The sequence below is a fragment of the Pseudomonas sp. C321 genome, from assembly GCF_055407105.1.
The window spans coordinates 1,022,419-1,047,640 of record NZ_JBUZRB010000001.1 but is presented as its reverse complement, the minus strand read 5'-3'; the positions used below and the strand labels follow the sequence as shown (position 1 = coordinate 1,047,640).

The following is a 25,222-nucleotide window of genomic DNA, read 5'->3' as shown; positions in this document are numbered from 1 at the left end:
TAGAGGGCCTTGGTTAAAAAACGCGCAATGGTGGGTTGGCGTGGAGCGTTGGACTTGATTCCGGCAATTTAGTGCGCTGTTCGAACAGTGTTTGGTTATGCTCTTGGAGCAGATGCACGCCAGGCTCTAGATTACCGGGTTGAGTGCCGCGGTGTGCGGCGGTCATCTCAGCCTGTCATTCAAGGGAACTCAATGACCCTCAGTACTCCACTTTCCGGCGTCAACCATCCCCTCAAAGGCATTTTGCTGATTGTGGTGGCGACTTTTCTGTTCTCCAGCCACGACGCCCTGTCCAAATACCTGGCGGGGTTTTATCCGATCGTGATGGTGGTGTGGGCCCGCTACATGGTGCATACCTTGCTGATGGCCGGGATCTTCCTGCCACAATCGGGCTTGCGGGTACTGCGCAGCAAAAGGCCGTGGCTGCAGGTGGCGCGCGCGTTGTGCTTATTGGGCACCAGTTTGTTTTTCACCTCGGCCCTGCATTTCATTCCCTTGGCCGAGGCAACGGCGGTCAACTTCCTGGCGCCGATCCTGGTGACTGCCTTGTCGGTGCCCCTGCTGGGCGAGCACGTGACTCGCGGCCAGTGGCTGGCGGTGATTTGCGGTTTTGTCGGGGTGCTGATCATCGTTCACCCGGGCGGTGATCTGTTCACCCCTGCGGTGTTGCTGCCGCTGTGCTCTGCGCTGTTTTTCTGCTTCTATCAACTGCTCACCCGCATCCTCAGCCAGTACGACAGCCCGACCACCAGTAACTTCTTCGCCGGTCTGTGCAACACCCTGGTGATGAGCGCATTGGTGCCGTTCTTCTGGCAGATCCCGACCTGGTGGCACGGTGTATTGATGTTGGCGCTGGGAACCTGCGGGATGACTGCGCACCTGATGCTGACCAAGGCTTTCCGCGTGGCGGCACCGGCCTTGCTGGCGCCGTTCGGCTATTGCCAGATCGTCTTTGCAGGATTGTTGGGCTGGCTGGTGTTCGAACATACCCCAACCCTGACCACGGTGGTCGGCATCGGAGTGATCTGCTTGAGTGGCCTGGCCGCTGCATGGCAGCAGCGGCGCAGGTAGGTCGAGTCAGGCGTCGACGACAGGGATCTTGCGTGGCGTCCTCGCCACAGGCGGGCTTACCGCCGGGTCAACAGCACACCCGATTCCATATGGTGCGTCCACGGGAACTGGTCAAACAATGCACAGCGGGTAATGCGGTGCGTGTCGTGCAATTGCGCGATGTTTGCCGCCAGCGTTTCGGGGTTGCACGAGATATACAGGATGTTCTCGAAGCGCCGGGTCAGTTCGCAGGTGTCCGGGTCCATGCCGGCGCGCGGCGGGTCGACGAATACGCTGCCGAATTCGTAGCTCTTGAGGTCGATGCCGTGCAGACGGCGAAACGGCCGCACTTCGTTCAACGCTTCGGTCAGTTCTTCGGCGGACAAACGCACCAGGGTGACGTTACCCACTGCGTTCTCGTCGAGGTTGCTCAGCGCGGCATTGACCGAGGCTTTGCTGATCTCGGTGGCCAGCACCTTGCGCACGCGGGTTGCCAGCGGCAGGGTGAAGTTGCCGTTGCCGCAGTACAACTCCAGCAGGTCATCGCTGCGATCGCCCAGGGCTTCATACGCCCAGTTGAGCATTTTCTGGTTCACTGTGCCGTTGGGCTGGGTGAAGGCGCCTTCCGGTTGACGGTAGCTGAAGGTGCGACCGCCGACGTCCAGTTTTTCCACCACGTAATCACGACCGATCACATCGCGCTTGCCCTTGGAACGACCGATGATGCTGACATTCAGTTCAGCGGCCAGCTTGTTGGCAGCGGTGTGCCAATGCTCGTCCAGCGGGCGGTGATAGCACAGGGTGATCATCGCATCGCCCGCCAGTGTGGTGAGGAACTCCACTTGGAACAGCTTGTGACTCAAGGCGGCGCTGGCTTGCCAGGCAGCCTTGAGTTGCGGCATCAACTGGTTGATGCGCAGGCTGGCGATGGGAAATTGTTCGATGAGGATCGGCGTGCGCTTGTCGTCCTGGGAGAACATCGCGTAGTGGCGCTCACCTTCTTCGCGCCACAGGCGGAATTCGGCGCGCAGGCGGAAGTTCTGCAATGGCGAGTCGAAAACCTGCGGCTCTGGCGCATCAAAAGGCGCGAGCAGGTCACGCAGGCGCGCGACCTTTTCGTCCAGTTGCAGGGCGTAGCTTGCGGCGTCAAAAGTCATGCGGGGAACCAGCCTAGCTTGATCACGAACAGAATCGACAGAATCACCAGCGCCGGGTTCAGCTCACGGTAGCGGCCCGAGAGCAGCTTGATGACAGTCCAGGCGATGAAACCGAAGGCGATGCCGTTGGCGATGGAGTAAGTGAAAGGCATCGCCAGGGCAGTGATCACCACGGGTGCGGCGACGGTGATGTCGTCCCAGTCGATTTCCGCCAGGCCTGAGGTCATCAGCACCGCGACGAACAGCAATGCTGGCGCGGTGGCGAAGGCCGGTACGCTGGCCGCCAGTGGCGAGAAGAACAGCGCCAGCAGGAACAGAATCGCGACCACAACGGCGGTCAAACCGGTCCGGCCACCAGCGCTGACGCCCGCTGCCGATTCGATATAACTGGTGGTGGTCGAGGTGCCCAGCAGGGAGCCGGCCATGGCCGCGGTGCTGTCAGCGATCAACGCGCGGCCCATTTTCGGCATGTGGCCGTCCTTGCCCATGAGTCCTGCGCGCTTGGCGACGCCGATCAGGGTGCCGGAGTTGTCGAACAGGTCGACGAACAGGAAGGCAAAGATCACGCTTATCAGGGCGACATCCAGGGCACCGGCGATGTCCAGTTGCAGGAAGGTCGGGGCCAGGGACGGTGGCATCGAAGTTACGCCGCCAAACGGGGTGACGCCCAGCAGGATAGAGGCGACAGTCACCACCAGAATGCCGATCAGTACGGCGCCGCGCACTTTCAGGGCTTCCAGCGCGACGATAAGCGCGAAACCGAGAGCGGCGAGAATCGGTGCCGGTTTTGACAGATCACCCAGGCCCACCATGGTTGCCTGGTTGCTCACGACGATTTCGGCGTTGTGCAGGGCAATCAGCGCCAGGAACAGGCCGATGCCAGCGGCAATCGCCGAACGTAGGGGCAGAGGGATGGCGTTGATGATCCACTCGCGGATGCGGAAGATCGACAGCAGGAAAAACAGCACCGCCGAAATGAACACCGCCCCCAGCGCCACTTGCCAGGTGTGGCCCTGGTGGATGACCACGGTGTAGGTAAAGAAGGCGTTCAGGCCCATGCCCGGTGCCAAGGCAATCGGGTAGTTGGCGATCAGGCCCATCACGGTCGAACCGATGGCCGCCGCCAGGCAGGTGGCGACAAACACCGCGCCCTTGTCCATGCCGGTCTCGCCGAGAATGCTCGGGTTGACGAACAGAATGTAGGCCATGGCCAGAAAGGTCGTGATGCCCGCGAGAATCTCGGTGCGCACGTTGGTGTTGTGTGCCTTGAGTTGAAACAGCTTTTCCAGCATGCCTGCTCCCTGTGGCGCATTCGGCGCCGTAATTTATTGACCTCAAAGTCAAAGCACAAACTGCGCCAGGCGCCGCGTGTTTTCTACAGAGGATCGGAAAAAGCGGCGCATCATACCAGCCGCGGAGGCTCAGTGGCGCTCGGGTATGGTTTTGCTTGTTATAGGCCTGAGGCATACTGCGCCGACGTTTAGTAGAGAGTCATCGACAGCATGAAAAAAACCAACGCCTGGAGTCTAGCCCTGTTCGCTTGTATCAGCTTGTGGCTGGGTTCGGCACCTGCATGGGGCGCGCCTGCACCGGCCTTGAGCGAGGTGCGGGTGTTCAAGGTCGAGTCGGCCAATTGCACGGAAGTCATCCCCGAACAGGCTGACAGCACGCGACAGTGTGCTCATCGTGGGCCTACCAAGGTGTATGTGATGGAAGTGGGTATTGGCAACAACGCCGTGGCGTCTTTCGATGGCGCACGGCTTTCGGGCCAAAGCACGGCAGTGTGCCAGGTCGGTTCCATCAGCCAGGCCTGCGGCGGGGCGGGTGTGCTGATGGGTTATGTGTATGTGTTTGATCTGGACGTCCGGGCCCAGGGCTCGTTCCAGTACAGCAACACGTCGATTAACGTGCCGCGCAATACCTTGAGTACCGTGCTCTCTATTCGCTGATCCACCCATCACTTCCCTTGAACGCTCATAACTCCCCGAAGTCGTACCGCTAAGACGGCGACTTCCCAGAACGCCGCGAATGCACACCAACCGTGAGGTGTTTATGAGCGCGACTCCTATCTTTGCTGCGGCCAAGCCGTTCGTCAGTCATCCGATACACCTGACTCTCAACCGCCAAGTCCGGCAATTGGACGTCTTGCCCTGGACCACCCTGCTGGATCTTTTGCGCGAGCAACTGGACCTGACCGGCAGCAAAAAGGGTTGCGACCACGGCCAGTGCGGCGCCTGCACCGTGTTGCTCAACGGCAAGCGGGTCAACGCCTGCTTGACGCTGGCGGTGATGTGCGACGGTGCCGAGTTGACCACCATTGAAGGCCTGGCCGACGACGAAGAGCTGCACCCGATGCAACGGGCCTTCATCAAGCACGATGCCTTCCAGTGTGGCTACTGCACACCCGGCCAGATCTGTTCGGCAGTGGGCCTGGCCCGGGAAGGGCGGGCTCACGACACCGCGCAGATCCAGGAATTAATGAGTGGCAACCTGTGCCGCTGCGGCGCCTACAACAATATCCGTGACGCCATCGAAGAGGCCTTGCCGGCCTGTCGCCAGCAGGGAGGTGAGCAATGAATCCCTTCCACTACAGCAAGCCGGCCGACGTGCAGGCCGCCGTAGCTCTGGGCAGCGCAACGTCGCGGTTCATTGCCGGTGGCACCAACCTGCTGGACTTGATGAAGGAGAACATCAGCCATCCCGAACATCTGATCGACATCACCGGCCTGCCATTACGCCAGGTCGAAGAAACAGCCGAAGGCGGGGTGATGATCGGCGCCTTGGTGAGCAACGCCGACCTGGCCTGGCACCCCTTGATCGAACAGCGCTACCCGCTGTTATCCCAAGCGATCCTCGCTGGAGCGTCACCGCAATTGCGCAATATGGCGAGCACCGGCGGCAACCTGCTGCAGCGCACCCGTTGCTACTACTTCTATGACGTCGCCGTGCCCTGCAACAAGCGCAAACCCGGCAGCGGCTGCCCGGCGCGGGAGGGCTTGAACCGCATTCACGCGATCCTCGGCGCCAGCGACCAGTGCGTGGCCACCCATCCTTCGGACATGTGCGTGGCCCTGGCCGCCCTTGAAGCCAGGGTGCATGTGCAAGGGCGCGGCGGGGCGCGAATCATCGAGTTCGCTGATTTCCACCGGTTGCCTGGCGATGCGCCTCAGCGCGACAACCAACTGGCCGACGACGAATTGATCACCGCCATTGAGTTACCCGCCGATAACCTGGCCGCCCACAGCCACTACCTGAAAATTCGCGACCGCGCTTCTTACGCCTTTGCCCTGGTGTCTGTGGCCGCCGCGCTGGAACTGGATGGCGAAGTGATCCGCGATGCGCGCCTGTCCCTGGGCGGTGTCGCCCACAAACCCTGGCGTGACCGTGCGGTGGAGGCCACGTTGATCGGCCAGTCGGTAAGCCGTGAAACCTTCAGCGCCGCCGCCGACACCATGCTCCAGGACGCCGAGCCTTTGGAGCACAACGGCTTCAAGATCAAACTGGCACGCCGCGCGATTATCCGCGCCTTGAGCGATGCCGCCGTCGCAGGAGCTCGCCCATGAGTGCTATCGGCAAACCGTTGGACCGGGTCGACGGTCTACTCAAGGTCACCGGCCAGGCGCGTTATGCCGGTGAGTTCCGCGAAGATGGCCTGCTTCACGCCAGCGTAGTCTCCAGCACTGTCGCCAGGGGCCGGGTGCTGCGCATCGACGTCTCAAAGGCCTTGGCGCTGCCGGGAGTGGTGATGGTGCTCGATCACCTCAACCGCCCGAAGCTGGCCAGCTACGACGACAGCTACGCCGACGCCGATGCTGCCGACGGCTCGCCATTTCGCCCGCTGTACAACGACCGTGTGCTGTACAGCGGCCAACCGTTGGCCCTGGTGATCGCCGATAATCTGGAACTGGCGCGATATGCCGGCTCCCTCGTGACCATCGAGTATCAAGCCGAAGCCGCCGAGACTGACCTGCTCGCCGTGCAAGAGCAGGCACACCCGTCCCCGCAAACACCGCCCAAGCCACGGGGTAACTTCCAGGCCGAATGGGCCGGTGCCGCCATCAGTCTGGACTTGCATTACAGCACCCCGATCGAACACCACAACCCGATGGAACCCCACGCCAGCACCGTGCTGTACCAGCCGGACGGCACGCTGCATATCCACGACAAGACCCAAGGCCCGCAGAACTGCCAGGCCTATGTGCAAAAAGTCTTCGGCCTGGACAAAAGCCAGGTGCGGATCTTTGCTGCGTTCGTCGGCGGTGCGTTCGGTTCCGGCTTGCGCCCGCAGTATCAACTGCCCCTGGCGGTGATGGCGGCGCTGGCCCTCAAGCGTTCGGTGCGGGTAACCCTGACCCGCCAACAGATGTTCACCTTCGGCTATCGCCCATGCACCTTGCAGCGTCTGCAAATGGGCGCAGCTGCCAATGGTCGGCTGCTCGCCCTCGGTCACACGGCCATCGGCCAGACCTCACGGTTCGAGGATTTCAGCGAGCACGTGGTGGAATGGAGCGGCATGCTCTATCACTGCGACAACGTGCAACTGACCTACAAGCTGGTGCCGCTGGACGTCTTCACCCCGCTGGACATGCGTGCTCCCGGCGCGGCTCTTGGTGTGATCGGCCTGGAATGCGCCATGGACGAAGTGGCCTGCGCCCTGGCCATCGACCCGGTGCAACTGCGCCTGATCAACTACGCCGAGCGCAACCAGAATGAAGACAAGCCCTGGTCCAGCAAAGCCTTGCGCGAGTGCTACCGCGAAGGCGCCGAGCGCTTCGGCTGGAGCCGGCGCAACCCCGAACCGCGCAGCATGCGTGACGGTCGCCAACTGATCGGCTGGGGCATGGCTGGCGGCGTCTGGGAGGCCCTGCAAATGAAAGCGAGCGCCAAGGCGCGGATCGATCATGACGGCAAGCTCACCGTCAGTAGCGCCACCACCGATATCGGCACCGGCACCTACACGGTCATGACGCAAATTGCCGCCCAGGCCAGCGGCGTTGCCATGGAGAACGTAAGTTTTATTCTTGGCGACTCGTCACTGCCGCCGGCGCCGTTGCAGGGCGGTTCGTTTACCGTGTCTTCGGTGGGCACTGCCGTGCAGCAAGCCTGTGAGGCGCTGAATGAAAAGCTGCTCAATATTGCCCGCAAGACCTATCCGGTGTTCAAGGATGCCGAGTCCGTCCGCTTTGAAAACGGTCAATTATATGCTGGCGAGCAACGTGTTTCCCTGGCGCAACTGGTGCGCGACAGTGGTGAGCAGGCGCTGGAAGTGCAGGTCGACAGCGAGCCGGATAAAAAGCGCGAGGGCTATGCCACGGCCACCCATTCGGCGGTTTTCGTCGAGGTGCGGGTGGACGAGGACCTGGGCACCATCAAGGTCAGTCGCGTGGTCAGCGCAATCGCTGCCGGGCGTGTGGTCAATCCGAAAATGGCCCGCAGCCAGATCCTCGGCGGTGTGGTCTGGGGCATCGGCATGGCCTTGCACGAAGAAACCCAGATCGACCATCAACTGGGGCGCTACATGAACCACAGCCTGGCCGAGTACCTCATTCCGGTAAACGCTGATATCGGCGAGATTGACGTGCTGTTTGTCGAAGAGCATGACGAGATCGTCAACGCCCTGGGTTCCAAGGGCGTGGGTGAGATTGGCATTGTCGGCGTAGCGGCGGCGGTGGCCAATGCCATCTATCACGCCACCGGCAAGCGGGTGCGGGACTTCCCCATCACCCTCGACAAGGTGCTTTAAACCTTGGTGTCTTCTACCGGTGCCGGCGTGTGCATGCGGTCGCGGTTGGCCAGGGTTGGGAACAATTTGATCCAGACCCCGGTCACCACCAGCGTGCCGATCCCGCCCATGACCACGGCGGGCACTGTGCCCAGCCAGTGGGCGGTGACGCCGGACTCAAACTCGCCCAACTGATTGGAGGCGCCGATAAACAGCCCGTTGACGGCGCTGACCCGGCCGCGCATTTCATCGGGGGTTTCCAGTTGTACGAAGGAGGCGCGGATCACCATGCTGATCATGTCCGCCGCGCCCAGTACCACCAGCACCGCCATGGAGAACCAGAACGAGGTGGACAGGCCGAAGGCAATGGTCGCCACGCCAAACACGCCGACGGCGGTAAACATGATACGACCGACGTGGCGGTCCACTGCAAACCGCGCCAGCCACAATGACATCAGCAGTGCTCCCACCGCTGGCGCCGAACGCAGTAGCCCAAGGCCCCAGGCTCCGGTCAGCAGGATGTCCTTGGCGAACACCGGCAGTAACGCGGTCGCGCCGCCCAGCAGCACGGCGAACAGATCCAGGGATATCGCCCCGAGAATGTCCGGGCGACTGCGGATAAAGCGAATCCCGGCCAGCAACGAGTCCATGGTCGCCTTGGCTTTGTTGAGCGGCGTCTGCCGGGCCGGCAGGTTGAGGGTCAGCACGCAGGCAATCAGGTACAGCAACACCGTTGGGCCATACACCCAGGCGCTGCCGAAGGCATACAGCAGACCACCGAGGGCCGGGGCGACGATGGTGGCTGATTGCTGCGCCGACTGCGACGCCGCCACCGCACGGGGAAATAACGCGCTGGGCACGATGCTCGGTAGCAGCGCCTGGGTGGTGGGCATCTCAAAGGAGCGTGCCGCACCGAGCAGGAAGGCGAGGATAAAGATCATCTCGCGGGTGACACTGCCGTTCAGGCTGGCGATGGCCAGGGACAGGGCGATCAGCGCCTGCAGCGTCTGGCAGATGGCGGCGACCTTGCGCCGTTCATAGCGGTCGGCAACATGGCCGGTGTGCAGCATGAACAGCACGCGGGGGATGAACTCGACCAAGCCCACCAACCCCAGGTCCAGCACATTGCCAGTCAGTTGGTAGAGGTTCCAGCCGATGGCCACGGTGAGCATCTGGAAGCCGCTGGCGGTAAAGATCCGCGCCAGCCAGAACGCGATGAAAGGGCGATGATGACGTAATAGCAACGCGGGCTCACTGGGCATCGGGAAGACAGGTCTGGGCTCGGGGGACAGGCAAGATTAGCATCAAGCTGTAACAAATAGTTGCAGGAGTGGAAATGTCCTTAGCAAGACATCTATTTCAGTGAGGCAACCTGTCACGCGGCAAAAGGCCACACAGTCCAGCGCCGAAAATGGGACTACTCTTTCAGCGATGCTTGATCCAGATCAATGCCTTTTCAGGCGTTGATCTGGCGGCCTTCAGGCCAGAATCCCTACGTGGTCAGTTATAAAAAGAACGAATTGCAATTCGCCACACTCCATATCCGTGGGGGCAGTGGGTGCAGGCCCCAGCCAGCAGCCGGTATTACCTGACAGAGGAAGACTTATGTTTGGTTTGGAGGCGCTAGACCTCGCCCGAATCCAATTCGCGTTCACCATCTCGTTCCACATCCTGTTCCCGGCCATCACCATCGGCCTGGCCAGTTACCTCGCGGTGCTGGAAGGCTTATGGCTCAAGACCCACAACGACACCTACCGTGACCTCTACCATTTCTGGTCGAAGATCTTTGCCGTCAACTTCGGCATGGGCGTGGTCTCGGGTTTGGTCATGGCCTATCAGTTCGGTACCAACTGGAGTCGATTCTCGGACTTCGCTGGTGCAGTCACCGGGCCGCTGCTGACCTATGAGGTGCTCACCGCCTTCTTCCTCGAAGCCGGTTTCCTTGGGGTAATGCTGTTTGGCTGGAACAAGGTCGGGCGCAAACTGCACTTCTTCGCCACGGTGATGGTGGCGGTCGGCACGCTGATCTCGACGTTCTGGATTCTTGCCTCCAACAGCTGGATGCAGACGCCCCAGGGCTTTGAAATCATTGACGGCCGGGTGATCCCCACGGACTGGTTTGCGGTGATCTTCAACCCGTCATTCCCTTACCGCTTGATGCACATGGCTACCGCTGCCTTTGTTGCCACGGCGTTCTTTGTCGGTTCTTCGGCGGCCTGGCACCTGCTGCGGGGCAAAGACAGCCCGGCGATCCGCACCATGCTCTCGATGGCCATGTGGATGGCGCTGATCGTGGCGCCGATCCAGGCGGTTATCGGTGACTTCCACGGCCTCAACACCTTGAAGCACCAGCCGGCGAAAATCGCTGCCATCGAAGGTCACTGGGAAAATATCGGTGACGAGCCTACGCCGCTGATCCTGTTCGGCTGGCCCGACATGAAGGCCGAAAAAACCAAATACGCGGTAGAAATCCCTTACCTGGGCAGCCTGATCCTGACCCACTCCCTGGACAAGCAGGTGCCGGCCCTCAAGGACTTTCCGCCTGAGGACCGTCCCAACTCGACTATCGTGTTCTGGTCGTTCCGGGTCATGGTCGGGCTTGGTTTGTTGATGATCTTCACTGGCCTGTTCAGTCTCTGGCTGCGCAGGGGCGGCAAGATTTATACCTCCAGGCCGTTCCTTTACCTGGCGCTGTGGATGGGGCCGTCCGGCCTGATCGCGATTCTGGCGGGCTGGTTCACCACGGAAATTGGTCGCCAGCCGTGGGTGGTCTACGGGCTGATGCGCACGGCGGATGCTTCTTCCGGGCATAGCTTCGTGCAGATGAGCATCACCCTGGCGCTGTTTGTGGTGGTGTATTTCGCCCTGTTCGGTGCCGGTCTTGGCTACATGATGCGCCTGGTGCGCAAAGGCCCGGTCACCGACGACAGTACCGAGCCGGCCCACGGTGGGCCCGGGCAACAACGCACACCGGCCCGGCCGTTGTCGGCGGCCGATGACAGCTCCGACGCCGATCATGGCGACAGCCTGGCCGATAGTCAGAAGAAGGGGAATTGAGTCATGGGTATTGATCTTCCGCTGATCTGGGCCGTGATCATCATATTCGGCATCATGATGTACGTGGTCATGGACGGGTTTGACTTGGGCATTGGCATTCTCTTCCCCTTTATCAAGGGCAAGACCGACCGCGACGTGATGATGAACACCGTCGCCCCTGTCTGGGACGGCAACGAAACCTGGCTGGTACTGGGGGGCGCGGCGCTGTTCGGCGCGTTTCCGCTGGCTTACTCGGTGGTGCTCTCGGCGCTGTACCTACCGTTGATCCTGATGCTGATCGGCTTGATCTTCCGCGGTGTGGCCTTTGAGTTTCGCTTCAAGGCCAAGGATGACAAGCGCCACCTGTGGGATAAGGCCTTTATCGGCGGTTCGCTGACGGCGACCTTCTTCCAGGGCGTGGCCTTGGGGGCGTTTATCGATGGCTTTCCCGTGGTTGATCGTCAGTTCGCCGGAGGTTCGCTGGACTGGTTCACGCCGTTTACGATGTTCTGTGGCGTGGCACTGATCATTGCTTATGCGCTGCTGGGCTGCACTTGGCTGATCATGAAGACTGAAGGCAAGTTGCAGGAACAGATGCATAACCTGGCGCGGCCCCTGGCATTCGTGGTGTTGGCGGTGATTGGTATTGTCAGCATCTGGACGCCGCTGGCACACCCGGACATTGCTTCGCGCTGGTTCACCCTGCCGAACCTGTTCTGGTTCCTGCCGGTACCGATCCTGGTGCTGGTGACCATGTACGGCCTGGTGCGTGCCGTAGCTCGCAACGCTCACTACACGCCGTTCCTGCTGACCCTGGTGCTGATCTTCCTTGGCTACAGCGGCCTGGGCATCAGCCTGTGGCCGAACATCGTGCCCCCGTCGATCTCGATCTGGGACGCCGCTGCGCCGCCGCAAAGCCAGGGCTTCATGCTGGTGGGCACGCTGTTTATCATCCCGTTCATTCTGGGCTACACCTTCTGGAGCTATTACGTGTTCCGCGGCAAGGTCACCCACGAAGACGGTTATCACTAGGAGGATCGATCAATGTCCGGCAAACCTTCGTTGCACGACATCGAACAGGCCGAGAAAAAGCCGCTCTGGCAACGCCTGGGCTGGCTGGCGATGATTTGGACCGGCAGCGTCCTGGCCCTGTTTGTAGTGGCCAGCCTGATGCGCATGTTCATGAACGCTGCGGGCTTGACCACTCACTGACATCCATCCCGTTGCCTTGCAGCACGGTTTATGACCCTCCTCACGGAGGGTTTTTTTAATTTATTTTCGTGCTTTCAGAATCACGAACTTCGGCGTGGCGGCGACTTGCTCGACACCCCGAAACAACCGCGCCAACTTACTGTGATAACCCAAATGGCGGTTGCCGACGATATAGAGGGCACCGCCCACCACCAGCGCTTCGCGAGCCTGCTGGAACATACGCCAGGCGAGGAAGTCCCCCACCACCTGCTGCTGGTGGAACGGCGGATTGCACAGCACCACGTCCAGGGATTGCGGTTCCTGATCGGCCAGGCCATCGCCAGGACGAATCACCACATCCCGCTCGCCCAGCGCCGCTCGCCAATTCTCGGCCGCCGATTGCACGGCCATGTACGACTCGTCCACCAAGGTGTACTGCGCCAGTGGGTTTTGCAGGGCGCTCGCAATCGCTAGTACGCCATTGCCGCAGCCCAGATCTGCGACCCGGGCGTTGCCCAGGTTCTGTGGCAGGTGCGGTAGAAATGCCCGGGTGCCGATATCCAGGTCTTCGCGGCAAAACACGTTGGCATGGTTGAGCAGTTCGATGGACGGCGTTTCCAGGCGATAGCGAGTGGGATAAGGCGAAACGGCCTGTGGCCGGTCGGCCAGGGTGGCGATCAGCAAACGGGCTTTTTTCACTGCCAGGGACGCATGCATCGGCCCGATGTAGCGCTCCAGTAACTCTCCGGCCGCCCGAGGCAGGTGCTTGACCATCGCCCCGGCAATCACCTCGGCGCCGGGCGCCAGTTGGCCCTGCAGGCGGATCAATTGCTCTTCGAGCAGCGCCAGGGTTTTCGGCACGCGGATCAGCACTCGATCAAAAGGTCCGATCAGCGCCTGGCTGGCGGGCACGCTCGACACCGCATCGAATGGCTTGCCATTGCGCACCAGGTTTTTCTCCAGTGCCAGGGCACCGAGGAACGAATCGCCGCTGGACGTCACTTGTACATGCCCTTCAAGACTGGCCGCCAGAGCGCCAAAGCTGTCATTGAGCACCAGAACGCGGGTTGCGTGTGTCGGTTGTTGTTCGGCCAGGTGGCTGAGCAAATAATCGTCGGCGGCATCGAAGGCTTGCAGCGGTTCGTTTTGCTGCTCTGGCTGGCGGATCAGGTCGAGTTGGGCGAAGGGGCTGTCGAGCAGGGGCATGGCGGGGAGACTCTGGGTAATCGACGGGTGTTCCGTAGTTTGGCTGTGGGGCCTGACGTGAGGAACCTTCTGAGTGGACTTCGACGCACGGTGTTGGAGGCTGCTTCATCACTCAGAACTGGCCGTAAATGTTACTTTTTTTTCCTGGGGATTACATTCGGTGTTTTGCGTCACGCTGCAGGCGTTCAGAGCGTCTTGGGCGTGCGGGTTAAAACAGGCCGGTTTTCACTGCCGTCATCACGGCAGCAATCTTGTTACTGACTCCCAGTTTTTTTATCGAACTGCTGATATGAAAACCGACGGTACGTTCGGATAGGCACAAAATAGTAGCGATATCCGCTGCGGTCTTGCCCAGCGCTGACCATTGCAGGACTTCGGTTTCCCGTGATGTCAGCTTGGTGGGTGGAGGAACGAGGGGGTTGGTCGAGTATTTTTGCGCCACCACCGCATGCAAGGCATGACAAAGCCAGAGGACTTGTCCGGCTTTTTCGTAAAGCTCCTCCGGGCTCACAGGGCATTCGCTGCGCCCCAGGCTCAGCATGCTGAAAACCCCCTGAAAGTCATGGACGGGTTGGGTCCACCCGAAATTCAGACCGTAGGACTGCGCATGAACCCACAAGTCGGGAGCGCTGGAGAAAGTTTTTTCTTCCCAGACAACAGGTAGCACGCAGCGTTTACAGTGGGAAACAACAGGGTCCATGTCGAAGTAGTTTTGTTGTTTATAAAGCTGATTCCATTCACTTGGATAGTTATTGATAAAAATAGGTTTTTTTTGAATCTGTGGTAGTTGAGAACTCATGCTAAAAGCACAGTATTGGAAGCCGAGTTCAAAGGTAATGTTAAGGGCTGCTTCAAACATGCTGGTTATTTCGTTCTCACCTTTCAGTTTGGGGAGACGGGTGTTGCGCCAATTGAGCATCGGTAACTCTCCTTGAGTATTGCTGTAGCTTGGGTACGTCCTGGACCCCAATGCGGCACGCAAATGAGTGTAGGGCATATCCTGCGAAGCGAAATAAAAGATTCGCTATCTTCAAGTGCAGGCTTATGCATTTTCTAAATGCGGTGCGTTAGTAGGCGTTACAAGTAGTCGTCAGGAAATGGCGATTTTTTTGATTTTCAATGAGTTGCCGTTGTGCTCATTAGAATGGCAAGTTCCGTGTAATGGCGCTCTTGTAACTTGCTCAATAGCTAAATGATTGATGCGACACTAAATTGCCACTACTAAGGGTTTCTGCGGTTGGTGAAAATGACAGCACAGCTACTGCTGTCTCTGGGCGATGCCATTACAAACCACCAGTGTTTCCACGCGTCACTTTGAGGGACACTAGGGCCATCTGTGAAACGGAGTCCCTCATGACGGCCAGTGCTGAAAAATACACACGCCAGACCCTTCTCGATGTGCAGTCGCTGACCCCCAGCCTGTTTACCCTGCGTACCACCCGAGACCCAGGCTTTCGCTTTCGGGCTGGTCAGTTCGTCCGCCTGGGCGTGACCAAGGCCGATGGCAGTATCGTGTGGCGTGCCTACTCTGTGGCGTCTTCGCCCTTTGACGAACACCTCGATTTCTTCTCTATTGTGGTGCCCGGTGGCGAGTTCACCAGCGAACTGAGCCGACTGCGCGAGGGCGATATCTTGCTGGTGGAGCGCCAGGCTACCGGTTTCCTGACTCTGGACCGCTTTGCTGATGGCCGCGACCTGTGGTTGCTGGGTACCGGCACCGGGGTCGCGCCGTTCCTGTCGATCCTGCAGGACTTTGAAGTCTGGGAGAAGTTCGAGCGGATCATCTTGGTCTACAGTGCCCGGGAGGCCAGGGAGCTGGCCTATCAGTCACTGATCAATGCGCTGGGCGAGCGCGAGTACCTGGTGGAGCATGCCCATAAGCTCACCTATATTCCCATCGTCACTCGTGAGCAGCATGCGGGGGCGCTGAATGGGCGGATCACTGCGCTGATCGAGAATGGTGAGCTGGAGCGTGCGGCCGGCGTCGAGCTGACACCGGAGCATTCGCGGGTAATGATTTGTGGCAACCCGCAGATGATCGATGACACACGCCAGTTGCTTAAACAGCGGGACATGCAGTTGAGCCTGACCCGGCGGCCGGGGCAGGTGGCGGTGGAAAACTACTGGTAAAAAAACGGCGCCTGATAAAGGCGCCGTTTTTTTGCCCGCCGATTACTCGGGCTTGCTGTTCTGTGCCTTGAGCAGATCGCGGATCTCCTCCAGCAGCTTTTCTTCCTTGGTTGGTACCGGCGGCAGGCTAGGTGCCACGGCCTCCTCGCGTTTGAGGCGGTTGATGGCCTTAACGCCCATGAAGATCGCAAACGCCACAATCACGAAGTCGATCATGCTCTGGATAAACTTGCCATAGGCCAGGACCACTGCCGGGATGTCGCCCTGCGCGGCCTTGAGTGTCACGGCCAGATCACCGAAGTCCACGCCACCGATCAACAGACCGATAGGGGGCATCACCACGTCGCCTACAAAGGAGGAAACAATTTTGCCGAAGGCGGCGCCGATGATAATACCGACGGCCATGTCGACCACATTACCTTTGACCGCGAAGGCCTTGAACTCATTTATCACGCCCATAGGTTATTCCTTGTTACAGATGAGGAGGGTAGAACCCAGTGTAAGTCAGTCCTGCACGGCGTGCGCGACACAACTGTTAACAGTGTTCGTTGTAATCGACACATTAAATCGTAAATAGTTTGCAAAGTGCCATCATTCGCGCGCGAATTACCCATAATTTCAGTGCCTTACCACGCTATTTTTTCAATCGACCTGGTATGGTTTTTCTATTTATCTTCTGACTCTACGGTCACTAGCCTCTGGTAAGCACAACTGAATGTGCATTAAAAAAACCAGAGGAAACCTTGATGAAAAACCCTATTAATCGCGGGCCTATTACTGCACGTTACGTGCTGTTCATGGTGACCGCCAGCCTGCTTTCGCTATCCGTACAAGCTGCCAACCTGACCCGCGATAATGGTGCTGCAGTAGGCGACAACCAGAACTCGCAAACCGCTGGCGCCACTGGCCCGGTGCTGCTGCAAGACGTGCAACTGATCCAGAAGCTGCAGCGTTTTGACCGTGAGCGTATTCCCGAGCGTGTCGTCCATGCCCGTGGCACTGGCGCCCACGGTACTTTCACAGTCACCGATAACCTCAGCGACCTGACCAAGGCCAAAGTTTTTGCCGTTGGTGAAGCCACCCCGGTATTCGTGCGCTTCTCGGCTGTAGTACACGGCAACCATTCCCCGGAAACCTTGCGCGACCCTCGCGGTTTCGCCACCAAGTTCTATACCGCCGAAGGTAACTGGGACTTGGTCGGCAACAACTTCCCGACGTTTTTTATCCGCGATGCCATCAAGTTCCCGGACATGGTTCACGCCTTCAAACCAGACCCACGCACTAACCTCGACGATGACTCCCGTCGTTTCGACTTCTTCTCCCATGTTCCAGAGTCCACCCGCACCCTGACCGAGTTGTACTCCAACTCCGGAACCCCGGCCAGTTACCGGGAAATGGACGGTAACGGTGTACACGCCTACAAGTTGATCAATGCCAAGGGCGAAGTGCACTACGTCAAGTTCCACTGGAAGAGCCAGCAGGGTATCAAGAACCTTGAGCCCAAGCAGGTTGGCGAAGTTCAGGGTCGTGACTACAGCCATATGACCAATGACTTGGTCACGCATATCAATAAAGGCGACTTCCCCAAGTGGGATTTGTACGTGCAAGTGCTCAAGCCGCAAGACCTCGCCAAGTTTGACTTCGATCCATTGGACGCCACCAAGATCTGGCCGAATGTTCCTGAGCGCAAAGTTGGGCAAATGGTCTTGAATCGTAACCCGGCCAATGTCTTCCAGGAAACCGAACAAGTAGCCATGGCCCCGGCCAATCTGGTGCCGGGCATCGAGCCGTCGGAAGATCGTCTGCTGCAAGGCCGGGTATTCTCCTACGCCGATACGCAAATGTACCGTCTGGGCGCCAATGCCCTGCAACTGCCGATCAATGCTCCACGGGTCACCGTCAACAACGGTAACCAGGATGGCGCGATGAACTTTGGCAAAAGCACCAGCGGCGTGAACTACCAGCCAAGCCGCCTGCTGCCACGGGAAGAGCCGCAAAGTGCGCGCTATAGCCAGATGGCGCTGTCGGGGACGGCCCAGCAGGCGAAGATCCAGCGTGAGCAGAACTTCAAGCAGGCCGGTGACTTGTACCGTTCCTTCAGCAAGAAAGAGCGTCAGGACTTGATCGACAATTTCGGCGGCTCCCTGGCCACCACTGATGACGTGAGCAAGCACATCATCTTGTCGTTCCTCTACAAGGCTGACCCCGAGTACGGCACCGGCGTGGCCAAGGTCGCCAAGGGTGATCTGGCTCGCGTTAAGACATTGGCTGAGAAGCTGACCGACTAACCCGTTGTTTTGCTCCCCCGTAGCCTCGTTCTACTCGGCAACTGCTACGGGGGGCATTACGTTACGAGGAGAGACTCCATGCGTATCTTCATCGGTTTGCTGATGATATTGCTGGCATTTGCCGCACATGCCGAGCCGTCAGGCCCGGCGGCGGTCAAGGCGCAACTGCAGGATTACTACTTCGATGCCGCCCGCCGGGGCGACGTGGAAATGCTCGATACCTTTATTGACGCCGGCTATTCCCTGAATACGGTCGACGAAAAGGGCTACACCGCGCTGATTCTTGCCGCCTACCACGGACAAGGCCCTGCGGTGGACCGACTATTGGCGGTCGGCGCCGATGCCTGCGCCCAGGACAAGCGTGGCAACACCGCGCTAATGGGGGCGATTTTCAAGGGTGAACTGAAAATTGCCCAGCGTTTGCTGGCCACCGACTGTAACCCCGACCAGCGCAACGGCGCCGGACAGACGGCGGCCATGTATGCGGGACTGTTCAAGCGGGTTGAACTGCTGGATGAACTGAAGGCCAAGGGCGCCGACCTGAACGCCGAAGACCCGGTCGGTAACAGCGCTTCACGGTTGGCCAGTGGTGAAATCCGTACCGCCGAGCCGCGCTGAGCTATCATCGCGTTTTTTCGGTGGAGGTTCTCGGATGGCAAAGGCCAAGCGCATGTACGGCTGCACAGAGTGCGGCGCGACCTTTCCCAAGTGGGCCGGCCAGTGCGGTGAATGCGGCGCGTGGAACACCCTCACCGAAACCATGGTGGAAAGCGGTGGTGCTGCGCCTCCCAGCCGCCGTTCCGGCTGGACCGGGCAGCAAACCCAGATCAAGACCCTGGCCGAAGTCAGCGTCGAAGAGATCCCGCGCTTCTCCACCGCCTCCGGCGAGCTGGACCGGGTGCTCGGTGGCGGCCTGGTGGACGGCTCGGTGGTGCTGATTGGCGGTGATCCGGGGATCGGCAAATCCACCATTCTGCTGCAAACCCTGTGCAGCATCGCCAGCCGCATGTCGGCGCTGTACGTCACCGGCGAAGAATCTCAGCAACAAGTGGCCATGCGCGCCCGTCGCCTGGGCTTGCCTCAGGACAAATTGCGGGTGATGACCGAAACCTGCATCGAAAGCATCATCGCCACCGCCCGCCTGGAAAAGCCCAAGGTCATGGTGATCGACTCGATCCAGACGATTTTCACTGAGCAACTGCAATCGGCGCCGGGTGGCGTGTCCCAGGTTCGGGAAAGTGCTGCGCTGTTGGTGCGTTACGCGAAACAGAGCGGCACGGCGATTTTCCTGGTGGGGCATGTGACCAAAGAGGGCGCACTGGCCGGCCCACGGGTGCTGGAACACATGGTGGATACCGTGCTGTATTTCGAGGGTGAATCCGACGGTCGTTTACGTCTGCTACGGGCAGTGAAAAACCGTTTTGGTGCGGTCAACGAACTGGGTGTCTTCGCCATGACCGACAGGGGGCTAAAAGAAGTCTCCAATCCTTCGGCGATCTTTCTTACGCGGGCTCAGGAAGAAGTACCGGGCAGTGTGGTGATGGCAACGTGGGAAGGCACCCGGCCGATGCTGGTGGAAGTCCAGGCCTTGGTGGATGACAGCCACTTGGCCAATCCGCGCCGTGTCACGTTGGGGCTGGATCAAAATCGTCTGGCCATGTTACTGGCGGTGCTGCACCGCCATGGCGGCATTCCGACCCATGACCAGGATGTGTTCCTCAACGTGGTGGGCGGGGTCAAGGTATTGGAAACCGCGTCCGACCTGGCATTGATGGCGGCGGTGATGTCCAGCCTGCGCAATCGACCTTTGCCCCATGATTTGCTGGTATTTGGTGAGATCGGTTTGTCGGGTGAAGTGCGCCCGGTACCCAGTGGCCAGGAGCGCTTGAAAGAAGCCGCCAAGCACGGCTTCAAGCGGGCCATCGTGCCCAAGGGCAATGCGCCAAAGGAATCGCCGCCGGGGTTGCAGGTGATTGGGGTAACGCGCCTGGAACAAGCGCTGGATGCGTTATTTGAGTAACCCGCAACACCACAAAATCCTCGCTCCTACAACGGATCCAGCAACGCGGCCAACTCCCGCTCAAGCTCTTCCTGGTCGCCGAGGTTCAGCTCGATCAGTCGCCTCAGGTGGCTGATCGAGTCGAGGTCGATGTGTTCGCAGACGAACCCCAACTGCCCATGATTGTCATGGGTCAGGCGCACCTGCATTTTCACATCGGTATCCTTGTCCAGATGAATATCGACATCGAATGGTTCGTCGCCATGGCCAAGCCAGGGTTCAGGCCGCTGCACCAGCAGGCCCTTGAGCGATAAATCCACTAACTGCACCGACCAAACCCGTCCGTTCTGCCCAAGCTCGGTTCTGGCATCGAAGGCAATTCGCCGGAAACGGCGTCGATCTGACGGCTGGTCGCTCATGGTGAAACCCTCTGGATATAAGGGGATTGTAGCCCTGCGCCATTATGGCGCGGATATTTCTGTTTTTTTCGCGCCTACAGGGCTCTAGAGCAACGTAAGGGGGGTGGTCTTTAGAGCCGGGCGCGCTAAACTCGCGATGGCTTTCTTTCTGTCCAACCTGGCTGGAATATATAAATGAAAAATAATAATGGCCTGCTACGCCATCTACCCTGGCTGGTGCTGGCAGTTGTAGGAGCATGCGCCCTAGGCGTAGTGGCCTTACGCCGTGGCGAGGCGATCAACGCCTTGTGGATTGTGGTCGCTGCTGTGGCCATTTATCTGGTGGCTTATCGTTACTACAGTTTGTTCATCGCTAACCACGTGATGCAGCTCGATCCACTGCGGGCCACCCCCGCCGTGGTCAACAACGACGGTTTGGACTATGTGCCGACCAACAAACACATTCTTTTCGGTCACCACTTCGCGGCTATTGCCGGCGCAGGGCCTTTGGTCGGCCCGGTATTGGCGGCGCAGATGGGCTATCTGCCCGGTACGCTATGGCTGATTGCTGGCGTAGTGCTAGCGGGTGCGGTACAGGATTTCATGATCCTGTTCCTTTCCACGCGTCGCAACGGCCGTTCCCTGGGGGACATGGTCCGCGAAGAAATGGGCCGCATTCCCGGGACCATCGCGCTGTTTGGCTGCTTCCTGATCATGATCATCATCCTCGCGGTGCTGGCGCTGATCGTGGTCAAGGCCCTGGCCGAAAGCCCGTGGGGCATCTTCACGGTAATGGCGACCATCCCGATCGCGATGTTCATGGGCATTTACATGCGCTACATCCGCCCGGGCCGCATCGGCGAAATTTCGATCATCGGCGTGCTGTTGCTGCTGGGTTCGATTTGGCTGGGCGGGCAGATTGCTGCTGATCCAGTGTGGGCCAAGGCCTTCACTTTCAGCGGGATTCAGATTACCGGGATGCTGATCGGCTACGGCTTCGTCGCAGCGGTACTGCCGGTATGGCTGATCCTCGCGCCGCGTGACTACCTTTCTACCTTCCTGAAGATCGGTACCATCATCGCCCTGGCGATTGGCATCCTGGTCACCATGCCTGACCTGAAAATGCCGGCACTGACCCAGTTCATCGATGGCACTGGCCCGGTGTGGAAGGGCGGTCTGTTCCCGTTCCTGTTCATCACCATCGCCTGTGGCGCGGTCTCGGGTTTCCACGCGCTGATCTCCTCGGGCACCACGCCCAAGTTGCTGGCAAATGAAGCTCATTCCCGCTACATCGGTTACGGCGGCATGTTGATGGAGTCGTTCGTGGCCATTATGGCCATGGTTGCCGCTTCGGTGATCGAGCCAGGCGTGTACTTCGCCATGAACAGCCCGGCTGCGATTGTCGGCTCTGACGTGGTAACCGTTGCGCAAACCGTCAGCAGCTGGGGTTTTGCAATTACTCCGGAAGCGCTGCAGGCGGTGGCCAAGGACATCGGTGAAACCACCATCCTGGCCCGTGCCGGCGGTGCGCCGACCCTGGCGGTCGGTATTGCGCAGATCCTGCACAGTGTCCTGCCGGGTGAAAACACCATGGCGTTCTGGTACCACTTTGCAATCCTGTTCGAAGCGCTGTTCATCCTTACCGCTGTAGACGCCGGCACCCGTGCCGGGCGCTTCATGCTCCAGGATTTGCTCGGCTCCTTCGTGCCGGCCCTCAAGCGTACCGAGTCCTGGACTGCCAACCTGATCGCCACCGCAGGCTGCGTGGCGATGTGGGGTTACTTGCTGTATCAGGGCGTAATCGATCCGCTGGGTGGCATCAACACCTTGTGGCCGCTGTTCGGCATCTCCAACCAGATGCTCGCCGGTATCGCGCTGATGCTCGCCACCGTTGTGCTGATCAAAATGAAGCGCCAGCGCTACATCTGGGTGACCATGTTGCCAGCGATCTGGTTGCTGATTTGCACCACCGCCGCGGGCTTCATCAAGCTGTTCGACGCCAACCCGGCGATTGGCTTCCTGTCGCTGGCCAAGAAGTACAGTGATGCGTTGGCAAACGGTCAAATCCTGGCTCCGGCCAAGAACATCGACCAGATGCAACACGTAATCTGGAACGCTTACACCAACGCAACGCTGACAGTGCTGTTCCTGTTCGTGGTGTTCAGCATCCTGTTCTATGCGCTCAAGGTCGGTATCGCCGCCTGGGGCAATAAGGAACGTACGGACAAAGAATCGCCATTCCAGGCCGTACCGGACGCGTGATAGAGGATTGCAATCATGTTCAATGACCTGAGTCGCCTCGGTAAGTACCTCGGTCAGGCCGCGCGCCTGATGGTCGGTATGCCCGACTACGACAACTATGTCGAGCATATGCAAACCAAACACCCGGATAAGCCGATGATGGACTACGAGGCGTTCTTCCGGGAACGCCAGGAAGCCCGTTACGGCGGCAAGGGTGGGCCAAAGTGCTGTTGACCTGCTAGCCAGGTTCCGGTGGGAGCCCCTGTAAATGGGCTCCCATTTTTATTTCTGTGTATTGAAGGAGAATCGCGTTTTGTCCTCTCCCATCCCCGTCACTATCCTCAGCGGCTTTCTCGGCGCTGGCAAAACCACCTTGTTGCGCCACCTGCTCAAGGCCGAACACGGCTTGAAAATCGCCGTGATCGAAAACGAATTCAGTGACGCCGGTATCGACACCCAGCTATTGGGCAGCGAGCCGGTGCAAGTCATGACCCTGTCCAACGGCTGCGTGTGCTGCACCATCCACACCGACCTGACCAAGGCCCTCTACCTGTTGCTCGAACGCCTGGACAGCGGCGAGATCGCCTTCGATCGGCTGGTGATCGAATGCACCGGCCTGGCCGATCCGGCACCCGTGGCCCAGACCTTTTTCATCGATGAAGAACTGCGCGAGCGCTACATCCTCGACGGCATCATCACCCTGGTGGACGCGGCCCACGCCGAGCACCATCTCACCCAAACCATCGCCCAGGCGCAGATCGGTTTTGCTGATCGCCTACTGGTGAGCAAGCGCGACCTGGTGGACGACGCTACCTTCGAGGCCCTCAGCGAACGTCTGACTCGCATCAACCGCCGCGCGCCAATCCGCGTCGTGGAACACGGCAAGATCGACCTGGCTGAATTGTTGGATGTGCGCGGTTTCAATCTCAACGCCGGCATGAGTTTGCGGCCAGTGAGCAAGGCACCCTCTATCGATCGAATCTCCAGCCTGGTGCTACGCACCGACCAGCCGCTGGATATCGATAAGCTCAGCGAGTTCATGAACGAGCTGTTGGAAGACCACGGCAAGCAGTTGCTACGCTACAAGGGCGTGTTGAACATCGCCGGGGAAGAGCGCCGCATGGTCTTTCAGGGCGTGCTGAAGCTCTACGGGTTCGACTGGGACACCGAGTGGGCCGAAGGCGAAGCGCGAGAAAGTGTGATTGTGTTTATTGCTGACGAATTGCCGGAAGAGAAGATTCGCGCGGGTTTCCAGCGAATCTATCAGGCATAAAAAAGCCCACTTGTAGGAGCGAGCTTGCTCGCGAAGAACTCATAGGCACCGCGTGCATCCAGGATGCACGCGTTATCGTTGACGTTTTTCGCGAGCAAGCTCGCTCCTACAGTGGGCTTTTCAATCAAGCAACTGCAATCAAGCGCCGTATACCGGCAGCTTCTTGCAGATGGCCTTGACCTTCTCACGAACAGAATCAATCACTGCTGCGTTGGAAAGGTCCGCCAGGATGTCGCAGATCCAGCCAGCCAGTTCCTTGCACTCAGCCTCTTTGAAGCCACGAGTGGTCACCGCTGGGGTGCCGAAGCGCAGGCCCGAGGTGACGAACGGCGAACGTGGGTCGTTTGGCACCGAGTTCTTGTTCACGGTGATGAACGCCTTGCCCAGCGCTGCGTCAGCGTCTTTACCAGAGATGTCCTGCTTGATCAGCGACAGCAGGAACAGGTGGTTCTCAGTACCGCCGGAGACCACGTCAAAACCACGCTCGATGAACACGCCAGCCATGGCCTTGGCGTTTTTCACCACTTGTTGCTGGTAGGTCTTGAACTCAGGCTGCAGTGCTTCCTTGAAGCAGATCGCCTTGGCCGCGATCACGTGTTCCAGCGGGCCGCCCTGGGAGCCCGGGAAGACGGCGGAGTTCAGCTTCTTCTCGATGTCGGCGTTGGCGCGAGCCAGAATCAGGCCGCCACGTGGACCGCGCAGGGTCTTGTGGGTGGTGGTGGTCACCACGTCAGCGAAAGGTACCGGGTTCGGGTAGACGCCAGCGGCGACCAGGCCGGCCACGTGGGCCATGTCGACGAACAGGTAAGCGCCAACCTTGTCGGCGATTGCACGGAAACGTGGGAAATCGAGGATCTGCGAGTAGGCAGAGAAACCGGCCACGATCATTTTTGGCTTGTGCTCGACTGCCAGGCGCTCGACTTCGTCGTAGTCGATCAGGCCGTTGGTGTCGATGCCATATTGAACGGCGTTGTACAGCTTGCCAGAGGAGGAAACGCTGGCGCCGTGGGTCAGGTGACCGCCGTGGGCCAGGCTCATGCCCAGGATGGTGTCGCCGGCTTGCAGCAGGGCCAGGTAAACGGCGCTGTTGGCTTGGGAACCAGCGTGGGGCTGGACGTTGGCGTAATCGGCGCCGAACAGTTCCTTGGCGCGGTCGATGGCCAGTTGCTCAACCACGTCGACGAATTCGCAGCCGCCGTAGTAACGCTTGCCCGGATAACCTTCGGCGTACTTGTTGGTCAGAACCGAACCTTGAGCCTCCATGACCGCGGGGCTGGTGTAGTTTTCCGAAGCGATCAGCTCAATGTGCTCTTCCTGGCGCACAGCTTCTTGCTCCATGGCGGCAAAGAGATCGGCGTCGTACTTGGCAATAGTCAAATCACGGCTGAACATGGCGGTCCTCATGGATCGGGGGGCAGAAAAGGAGAGCATTCTAACCCAATGGGTTTTAGATGGCATATGAAAGGACATCATGTCGCGGACAAGTGGTGTTCATCTGGGGATGTACGACTCTCTCTTTTCCGGCCACTCG

The 25,222-nt window shown here is 59.5% G+C and carries 23 protein-coding genes; 15 read left to right on the top strand and 8 right to left on the bottom strand.

Annotated elements, in window-relative coordinates:
* Nucleotides 1-192: 192 nt before the first annotated feature.
* Nucleotides 193-1,071, top strand: coding sequence for a DMT family transporter (locus ACZRJ6_RS04950; RefSeq protein ID WP_463967291.1), 879 nt, complete (start codon nucleotides 193-195; stop codon nucleotides 1,069-1,071).
* A 56-nt stretch (nucleotides 1,072-1,127) separates the two neighbouring features.
* On the opposite strand, the gene trmA is transcribed toward ACZRJ6_RS04950, so the two are convergent.
* On the bottom strand, nucleotides 1,128-2,207 hold the full coding sequence (gene trmA, locus ACZRJ6_RS04945; protein ID WP_463967290.1) for a tRNA (uridine(54)-C5)-methyltransferase TrmA: 1,080 nt from the start codon (nucleotides 2,205-2,207) through the stop codon (nucleotides 1,128-1,130).
* Nucleotides 2,204-3,499: an NCS2 family permease gene (locus ACZRJ6_RS04940; RefSeq protein ID WP_149410766.1), complete on the bottom strand. Its 1,296-nt coding sequence runs from the start codon at nucleotides 3,497-3,499 to the stop codon at nucleotides 2,204-2,206. Before ACZRJ6_RS04940 ends, trmA begins: the two co-directional genes overlap by 4 nt.
* A gap of 210 nt (nucleotides 3,500-3,709) precedes the next feature.
* Between ACZRJ6_RS04940 and ACZRJ6_RS04935 the strand changes: the two genes are divergently transcribed.
* The 4 genes from ACZRJ6_RS04935 (at nucleotide 3,710) to ACZRJ6_RS04920 (ending at nucleotide 7,950) form a co-directional block, all read left to right on the top strand.
* Nucleotides 3,710-4,156, top strand: coding sequence for a DUF4879 domain-containing protein (locus tag ACZRJ6_RS04935; protein ID WP_463967289.1), 447 nt, complete (start codon nucleotides 3,710-3,712; stop codon nucleotides 4,154-4,156).
* Nucleotides 4,157-4,259: 103 nt separating this feature from the next.
* Entirely contained in the window at nucleotides 4,260-4,784 is a 525-nt protein-coding gene (locus ACZRJ6_RS04930; protein WP_463967288.1) for a (2Fe-2S)-binding protein, read from the top strand.
* Nucleotides 4,781-5,770 (top strand): FAD binding domain-containing protein, encoded by a 990-nt coding sequence (locus ACZRJ6_RS04925; RefSeq protein ID WP_463967287.1) that lies wholly within the window; start codon nucleotides 4,781-4,783, stop codon nucleotides 5,768-5,770. Before ACZRJ6_RS04930 ends, ACZRJ6_RS04925 begins: the two co-directional genes overlap by 4 nt.
* A complete protein-coding gene (locus ACZRJ6_RS04920) occupies nucleotides 5,767-7,950 on the top strand; it encodes a xanthine dehydrogenase family protein molybdopterin-binding subunit (protein ID WP_463967286.1) in 2,184 nt (727 codons plus the stop codon). Before ACZRJ6_RS04925 ends, ACZRJ6_RS04920 begins: the two co-directional genes overlap by 4 nt.
* Here the strand turns inward: ACZRJ6_RS04920 and ACZRJ6_RS04915 are convergent.
* Nucleotides 7,947-9,191, bottom strand: coding sequence for an MFS transporter (locus ACZRJ6_RS04915; RefSeq protein ID WP_149410771.1), 1,245 nt, complete (start codon nucleotides 9,189-9,191; stop codon nucleotides 7,947-7,949). The genes ACZRJ6_RS04920 and ACZRJ6_RS04915 overlap by 4 nt on opposite strands.
* Nucleotides 9,192-9,534: 343 nt before the next feature.
* On the opposite strand from ACZRJ6_RS04915, the gene ACZRJ6_RS04910 reads away from it, so the two are divergent.
* The 3 genes from ACZRJ6_RS04910 to ACZRJ6_RS04900 are packed head-to-tail and all read left to right on the top strand — an operon-like array spanning nucleotide 9,535 to nucleotide 12,177.
* The gene (locus ACZRJ6_RS04910; RefSeq protein WP_149410772.1) at nucleotides 9,535-10,986 is read left to right on the top strand and encodes a cytochrome ubiquinol oxidase subunit I; all 1,452 of its coding nucleotides are present in this window, start codon (nucleotides 9,535-9,537) and stop codon (nucleotides 10,984-10,986) included.
* Nucleotides 10,987-10,989: 3 nt separating this feature from the next.
* Nucleotides 10,990-11,997, top strand: a complete 1,008-nt coding sequence (gene cydB / locus ACZRJ6_RS04905) for a cytochrome d ubiquinol oxidase subunit II (RefSeq protein WP_149410773.1) — start codon at nucleotides 10,990-10,992, stop codon at nucleotides 11,995-11,997.
* A gap of 12 nt (nucleotides 11,998-12,009) precedes the next feature.
* The gene (locus ACZRJ6_RS04900) at nucleotides 12,010-12,177 is read left to right on the top strand and encodes a DUF2474 domain-containing protein (protein WP_003215809.1); all 168 of its coding nucleotides are present in this window, start codon (nucleotides 12,010-12,012) and stop codon (nucleotides 12,175-12,177) included.
* A 60-nt stretch (nucleotides 12,178-12,237) separates the two neighbouring features.
* Here the strand turns inward: ACZRJ6_RS04900 and ACZRJ6_RS04895 are convergent, their stop codons facing one another.
* Both ACZRJ6_RS04895 and ACZRJ6_RS04890 read right to left on the bottom strand, forming a co-directional pair.
* Nucleotides 12,238-13,362, bottom strand: coding sequence for a methyltransferase (locus ACZRJ6_RS04895; RefSeq protein WP_463967285.1), 1,125 nt, complete (start codon nucleotides 13,360-13,362; stop codon nucleotides 12,238-12,240).
* Between the two features lie 208 nt (nucleotides 13,363-13,570).
* Nucleotides 13,571-14,281 carry a helix-turn-helix transcriptional regulator gene (locus tag ACZRJ6_RS04890; RefSeq protein WP_463967284.1) on the bottom strand — a complete coding sequence of 237 codons (711 nt, stop codon included), beginning with the start codon at nucleotides 14,279-14,281 and terminating at the stop codon, nucleotides 13,571-13,573.
* A 434-nt stretch (nucleotides 14,282-14,715) separates the two neighbouring features.
* Here ACZRJ6_RS04890 and ACZRJ6_RS04885 point away from each other — a divergent pair, with 434 nt between their 5' ends.
* Nucleotides 14,716-15,492 carry a ferredoxin--NADP reductase gene (locus ACZRJ6_RS04885; RefSeq protein ID WP_463967283.1) on the top strand — a complete coding sequence of 259 codons (777 nt, stop codon included), beginning with the start codon at nucleotides 14,716-14,718 and terminating at the stop codon, nucleotides 15,490-15,492.
* Nucleotides 15,493-15,534: 42 nt separating this feature from the next.
* Here ACZRJ6_RS04885 and mscL read toward each other — a convergent pair whose 3' ends face one another.
* Nucleotides 15,535-15,951, bottom strand: a complete 417-nt coding sequence (mscL, locus tag ACZRJ6_RS04880; RefSeq protein ID WP_463967282.1) for a large-conductance mechanosensitive channel protein MscL — start codon at nucleotides 15,949-15,951, stop codon at nucleotides 15,535-15,537.
* 287 nt (nucleotides 15,952-16,238) lie between these two features.
* On the opposite strand from mscL, the gene katB reads away from it, so the two are divergent.
* The 3 genes from katB to radA all read left to right on the top strand — a co-directional run bounded on the left by katB (nucleotide 16,239) and on the right by radA (nucleotide 19,800).
* A complete protein-coding gene (gene katB, locus ACZRJ6_RS04875; RefSeq protein ID WP_463967281.1) occupies nucleotides 16,239-17,780 on the top strand; it encodes a catalase KatB in 1,542 nt (513 codons plus the stop codon).
* Between the two features lie 78 nt (nucleotides 17,781-17,858).
* A complete protein-coding gene (locus ACZRJ6_RS04870; protein ID WP_463967280.1) occupies nucleotides 17,859-18,398 on the top strand; it encodes an ankyrin repeat domain-containing protein in 540 nt (179 codons plus the stop codon).
* A gap of 34 nt (nucleotides 18,399-18,432) precedes the next feature.
* Nucleotides 18,433-19,800, top strand: a complete 1,368-nt coding sequence (gene radA / locus ACZRJ6_RS04865; protein ID WP_463967279.1) for a DNA repair protein RadA — start codon at nucleotides 18,433-18,435, stop codon at nucleotides 19,798-19,800.
* A 26-nt stretch (nucleotides 19,801-19,826) separates the two neighbouring features.
* Here radA and ACZRJ6_RS04860 read toward each other — a convergent pair whose 3' ends face one another.
* The gene (locus ACZRJ6_RS04860) at nucleotides 19,827-20,198 is read right to left on the bottom strand and encodes a PilZ domain-containing protein (RefSeq protein WP_463967278.1); all 372 of its coding nucleotides are present in this window, start codon (nucleotides 20,196-20,198) and stop codon (nucleotides 19,827-19,829) included.
* A 174-nt stretch (nucleotides 20,199-20,372) separates the two neighbouring features.
* Between ACZRJ6_RS04860 and ACZRJ6_RS04855 the strand changes: the two genes are divergently transcribed.
* Genes ACZRJ6_RS04855 through yjiA form a run of 3 tightly spaced genes read left to right on the top strand, consistent with a single transcriptional unit; the run spans nucleotide 20,373 to nucleotide 23,691 of the window.
* Nucleotides 20,373-22,439, top strand: coding sequence for a carbon starvation CstA family protein (locus ACZRJ6_RS04855; protein WP_463967277.1), 2,067 nt, complete (start codon nucleotides 20,373-20,375; stop codon nucleotides 22,437-22,439).
* A gap of 15 nt (nucleotides 22,440-22,454) precedes the next feature.
* Nucleotides 22,455-22,652: a YbdD/YjiX family protein gene (locus tag ACZRJ6_RS04850; protein WP_003182142.1), complete on the top strand. Its 198-nt coding sequence runs from the start codon at nucleotides 22,455-22,457 to the stop codon at nucleotides 22,650-22,652.
* Between the two features lie 34 nt (nucleotides 22,653-22,686).
* Nucleotides 22,687-23,691: a GTPase gene (yjiA, locus tag ACZRJ6_RS04845; protein ID WP_463967276.1), complete on the top strand. Its 1,005-nt coding sequence runs from the start codon at nucleotides 22,687-22,689 to the stop codon at nucleotides 23,689-23,691.
* Nucleotides 23,692-23,829: 138 nt separating this feature from the next.
* Here yjiA and glyA read toward each other — a convergent pair whose 3' ends face one another.
* A complete protein-coding gene (gene glyA / locus ACZRJ6_RS04840) occupies nucleotides 23,830-25,083 on the bottom strand; it encodes a serine hydroxymethyltransferase (protein ID WP_463967275.1) in 1,254 nt (417 codons plus the stop codon).
* Between the last annotated feature and the right edge of the window lie 139 nt (nucleotides 25,084-25,222).

What these genes read in the sequence shown, in the direction of transcription:
- ACZRJ6_RS04950 (WP_463967291.1), top strand. Translation starts at nt 193, where the DNA reads ATGACCCTCAGTACTCCACTTTCCGGCGTCAACCATCCCCTCAAAGGC.
- trmA (WP_463967290.1), bottom strand. Translation starts at nt 2,207, where the DNA reads ATGACTTTTGACGCCGCAAGCTACGCCCTGCAACTGGACGAAAAGGTC.
- ACZRJ6_RS04925 (WP_463967287.1), top strand. Translation starts at nt 4,781, where the DNA reads ATGAATCCCTTCCACTACAGCAAGCCGGCCGACGTGCAGGCCGCCGTA.
- ACZRJ6_RS04895 (WP_463967285.1), bottom strand. Translation starts at nt 13,362, where the DNA reads ATGCCCCTGCTCGACAGCCCCTTCGCCCAACTCGACCTGATCCGCCAG.
- ACZRJ6_RS04890 (WP_463967284.1), bottom strand. Translation starts at nt 14,281, where the DNA reads ATGCTCAATTGGCGCAACACCCGTCTCCCCAAACTGAAAGGTGAGAAC.
- ACZRJ6_RS04935 (WP_463967289.1), top strand. Translation starts at nt 3,710, where the DNA reads ATGAAAAAAACCAACGCCTGGAGTCTAGCCCTGTTCGCTTGTATCAGC.
- ACZRJ6_RS04930 (WP_463967288.1), top strand. Translation starts at nt 4,260, where the DNA reads ATGAGCGCGACTCCTATCTTTGCTGCGGCCAAGCCGTTCGTCAGTCAT.
- ACZRJ6_RS04850 (WP_003182142.1), top strand. Translation starts at nt 22,455, where the DNA reads ATGTTCAATGACCTGAGTCGCCTCGGTAAGTACCTCGGTCAGGCCGCG.
- ACZRJ6_RS04920 (WP_463967286.1), top strand. Translation starts at nt 5,767, where the DNA reads ATGAGTGCTATCGGCAAACCGTTGGACCGGGTCGACGGTCTACTCAAG.
- ACZRJ6_RS04860 (WP_463967278.1), bottom strand. Translation starts at nt 20,198, where the DNA reads ATGAGCGACCAGCCGTCAGATCGACGCCGTTTCCGGCGAATTGCCTTC.
- mscL (WP_463967282.1), bottom strand. Translation starts at nt 15,951, where the DNA reads ATGGGCGTGATAAATGAGTTCAAGGCCTTCGCGGTCAAAGGTAATGTG.
- yjiA (WP_463967276.1), top strand. Translation starts at nt 22,687, where the DNA reads ATGGGCTCCCATTTTTATTTCTGTGTATTGAAGGAGAATCGCGTTTTG.
- ACZRJ6_RS04885 (WP_463967283.1), top strand. Translation starts at nt 14,716, where the DNA reads ATGACGGCCAGTGCTGAAAAATACACACGCCAGACCCTTCTCGATGTG.
- cydB (WP_149410773.1), top strand. Translation starts at nt 10,990, where the DNA reads ATGGGTATTGATCTTCCGCTGATCTGGGCCGTGATCATCATATTCGGC.
- ACZRJ6_RS04900 (WP_003215809.1), top strand. Translation starts at nt 12,010, where the DNA reads ATGTCCGGCAAACCTTCGTTGCACGACATCGAACAGGCCGAGAAAAAG.
- ACZRJ6_RS04915 (WP_149410771.1), bottom strand. Translation starts at nt 9,191, where the DNA reads ATGCCCAGTGAGCCCGCGTTGCTATTACGTCATCATCGCCCTTTCATC.
- ACZRJ6_RS04910 (WP_149410772.1), top strand. Translation starts at nt 9,535, where the DNA reads ATGTTTGGTTTGGAGGCGCTAGACCTCGCCCGAATCCAATTCGCGTTC.
- glyA (WP_463967275.1), bottom strand. Translation starts at nt 25,083, where the DNA reads ATGTTCAGCCGTGATTTGACTATTGCCAAGTACGACGCCGATCTCTTT.
- ACZRJ6_RS04870 (WP_463967280.1), top strand. Translation starts at nt 17,859, where the DNA reads ATGCGTATCTTCATCGGTTTGCTGATGATATTGCTGGCATTTGCCGCA.
- ACZRJ6_RS04940 (WP_149410766.1), bottom strand. Translation starts at nt 3,499, where the DNA reads ATGCTGGAAAAGCTGTTTCAACTCAAGGCACACAACACCAACGTGCGC.
- ACZRJ6_RS04855 (WP_463967277.1), top strand. Translation starts at nt 20,373, where the DNA reads ATGAAAAATAATAATGGCCTGCTACGCCATCTACCCTGGCTGGTGCTG.
- katB (WP_463967281.1), top strand. Translation starts at nt 16,239, where the DNA reads ATGAAAAACCCTATTAATCGCGGGCCTATTACTGCACGTTACGTGCTG.
- radA (WP_463967279.1), top strand. Translation starts at nt 18,433, where the DNA reads ATGGCAAAGGCCAAGCGCATGTACGGCTGCACAGAGTGCGGCGCGACC.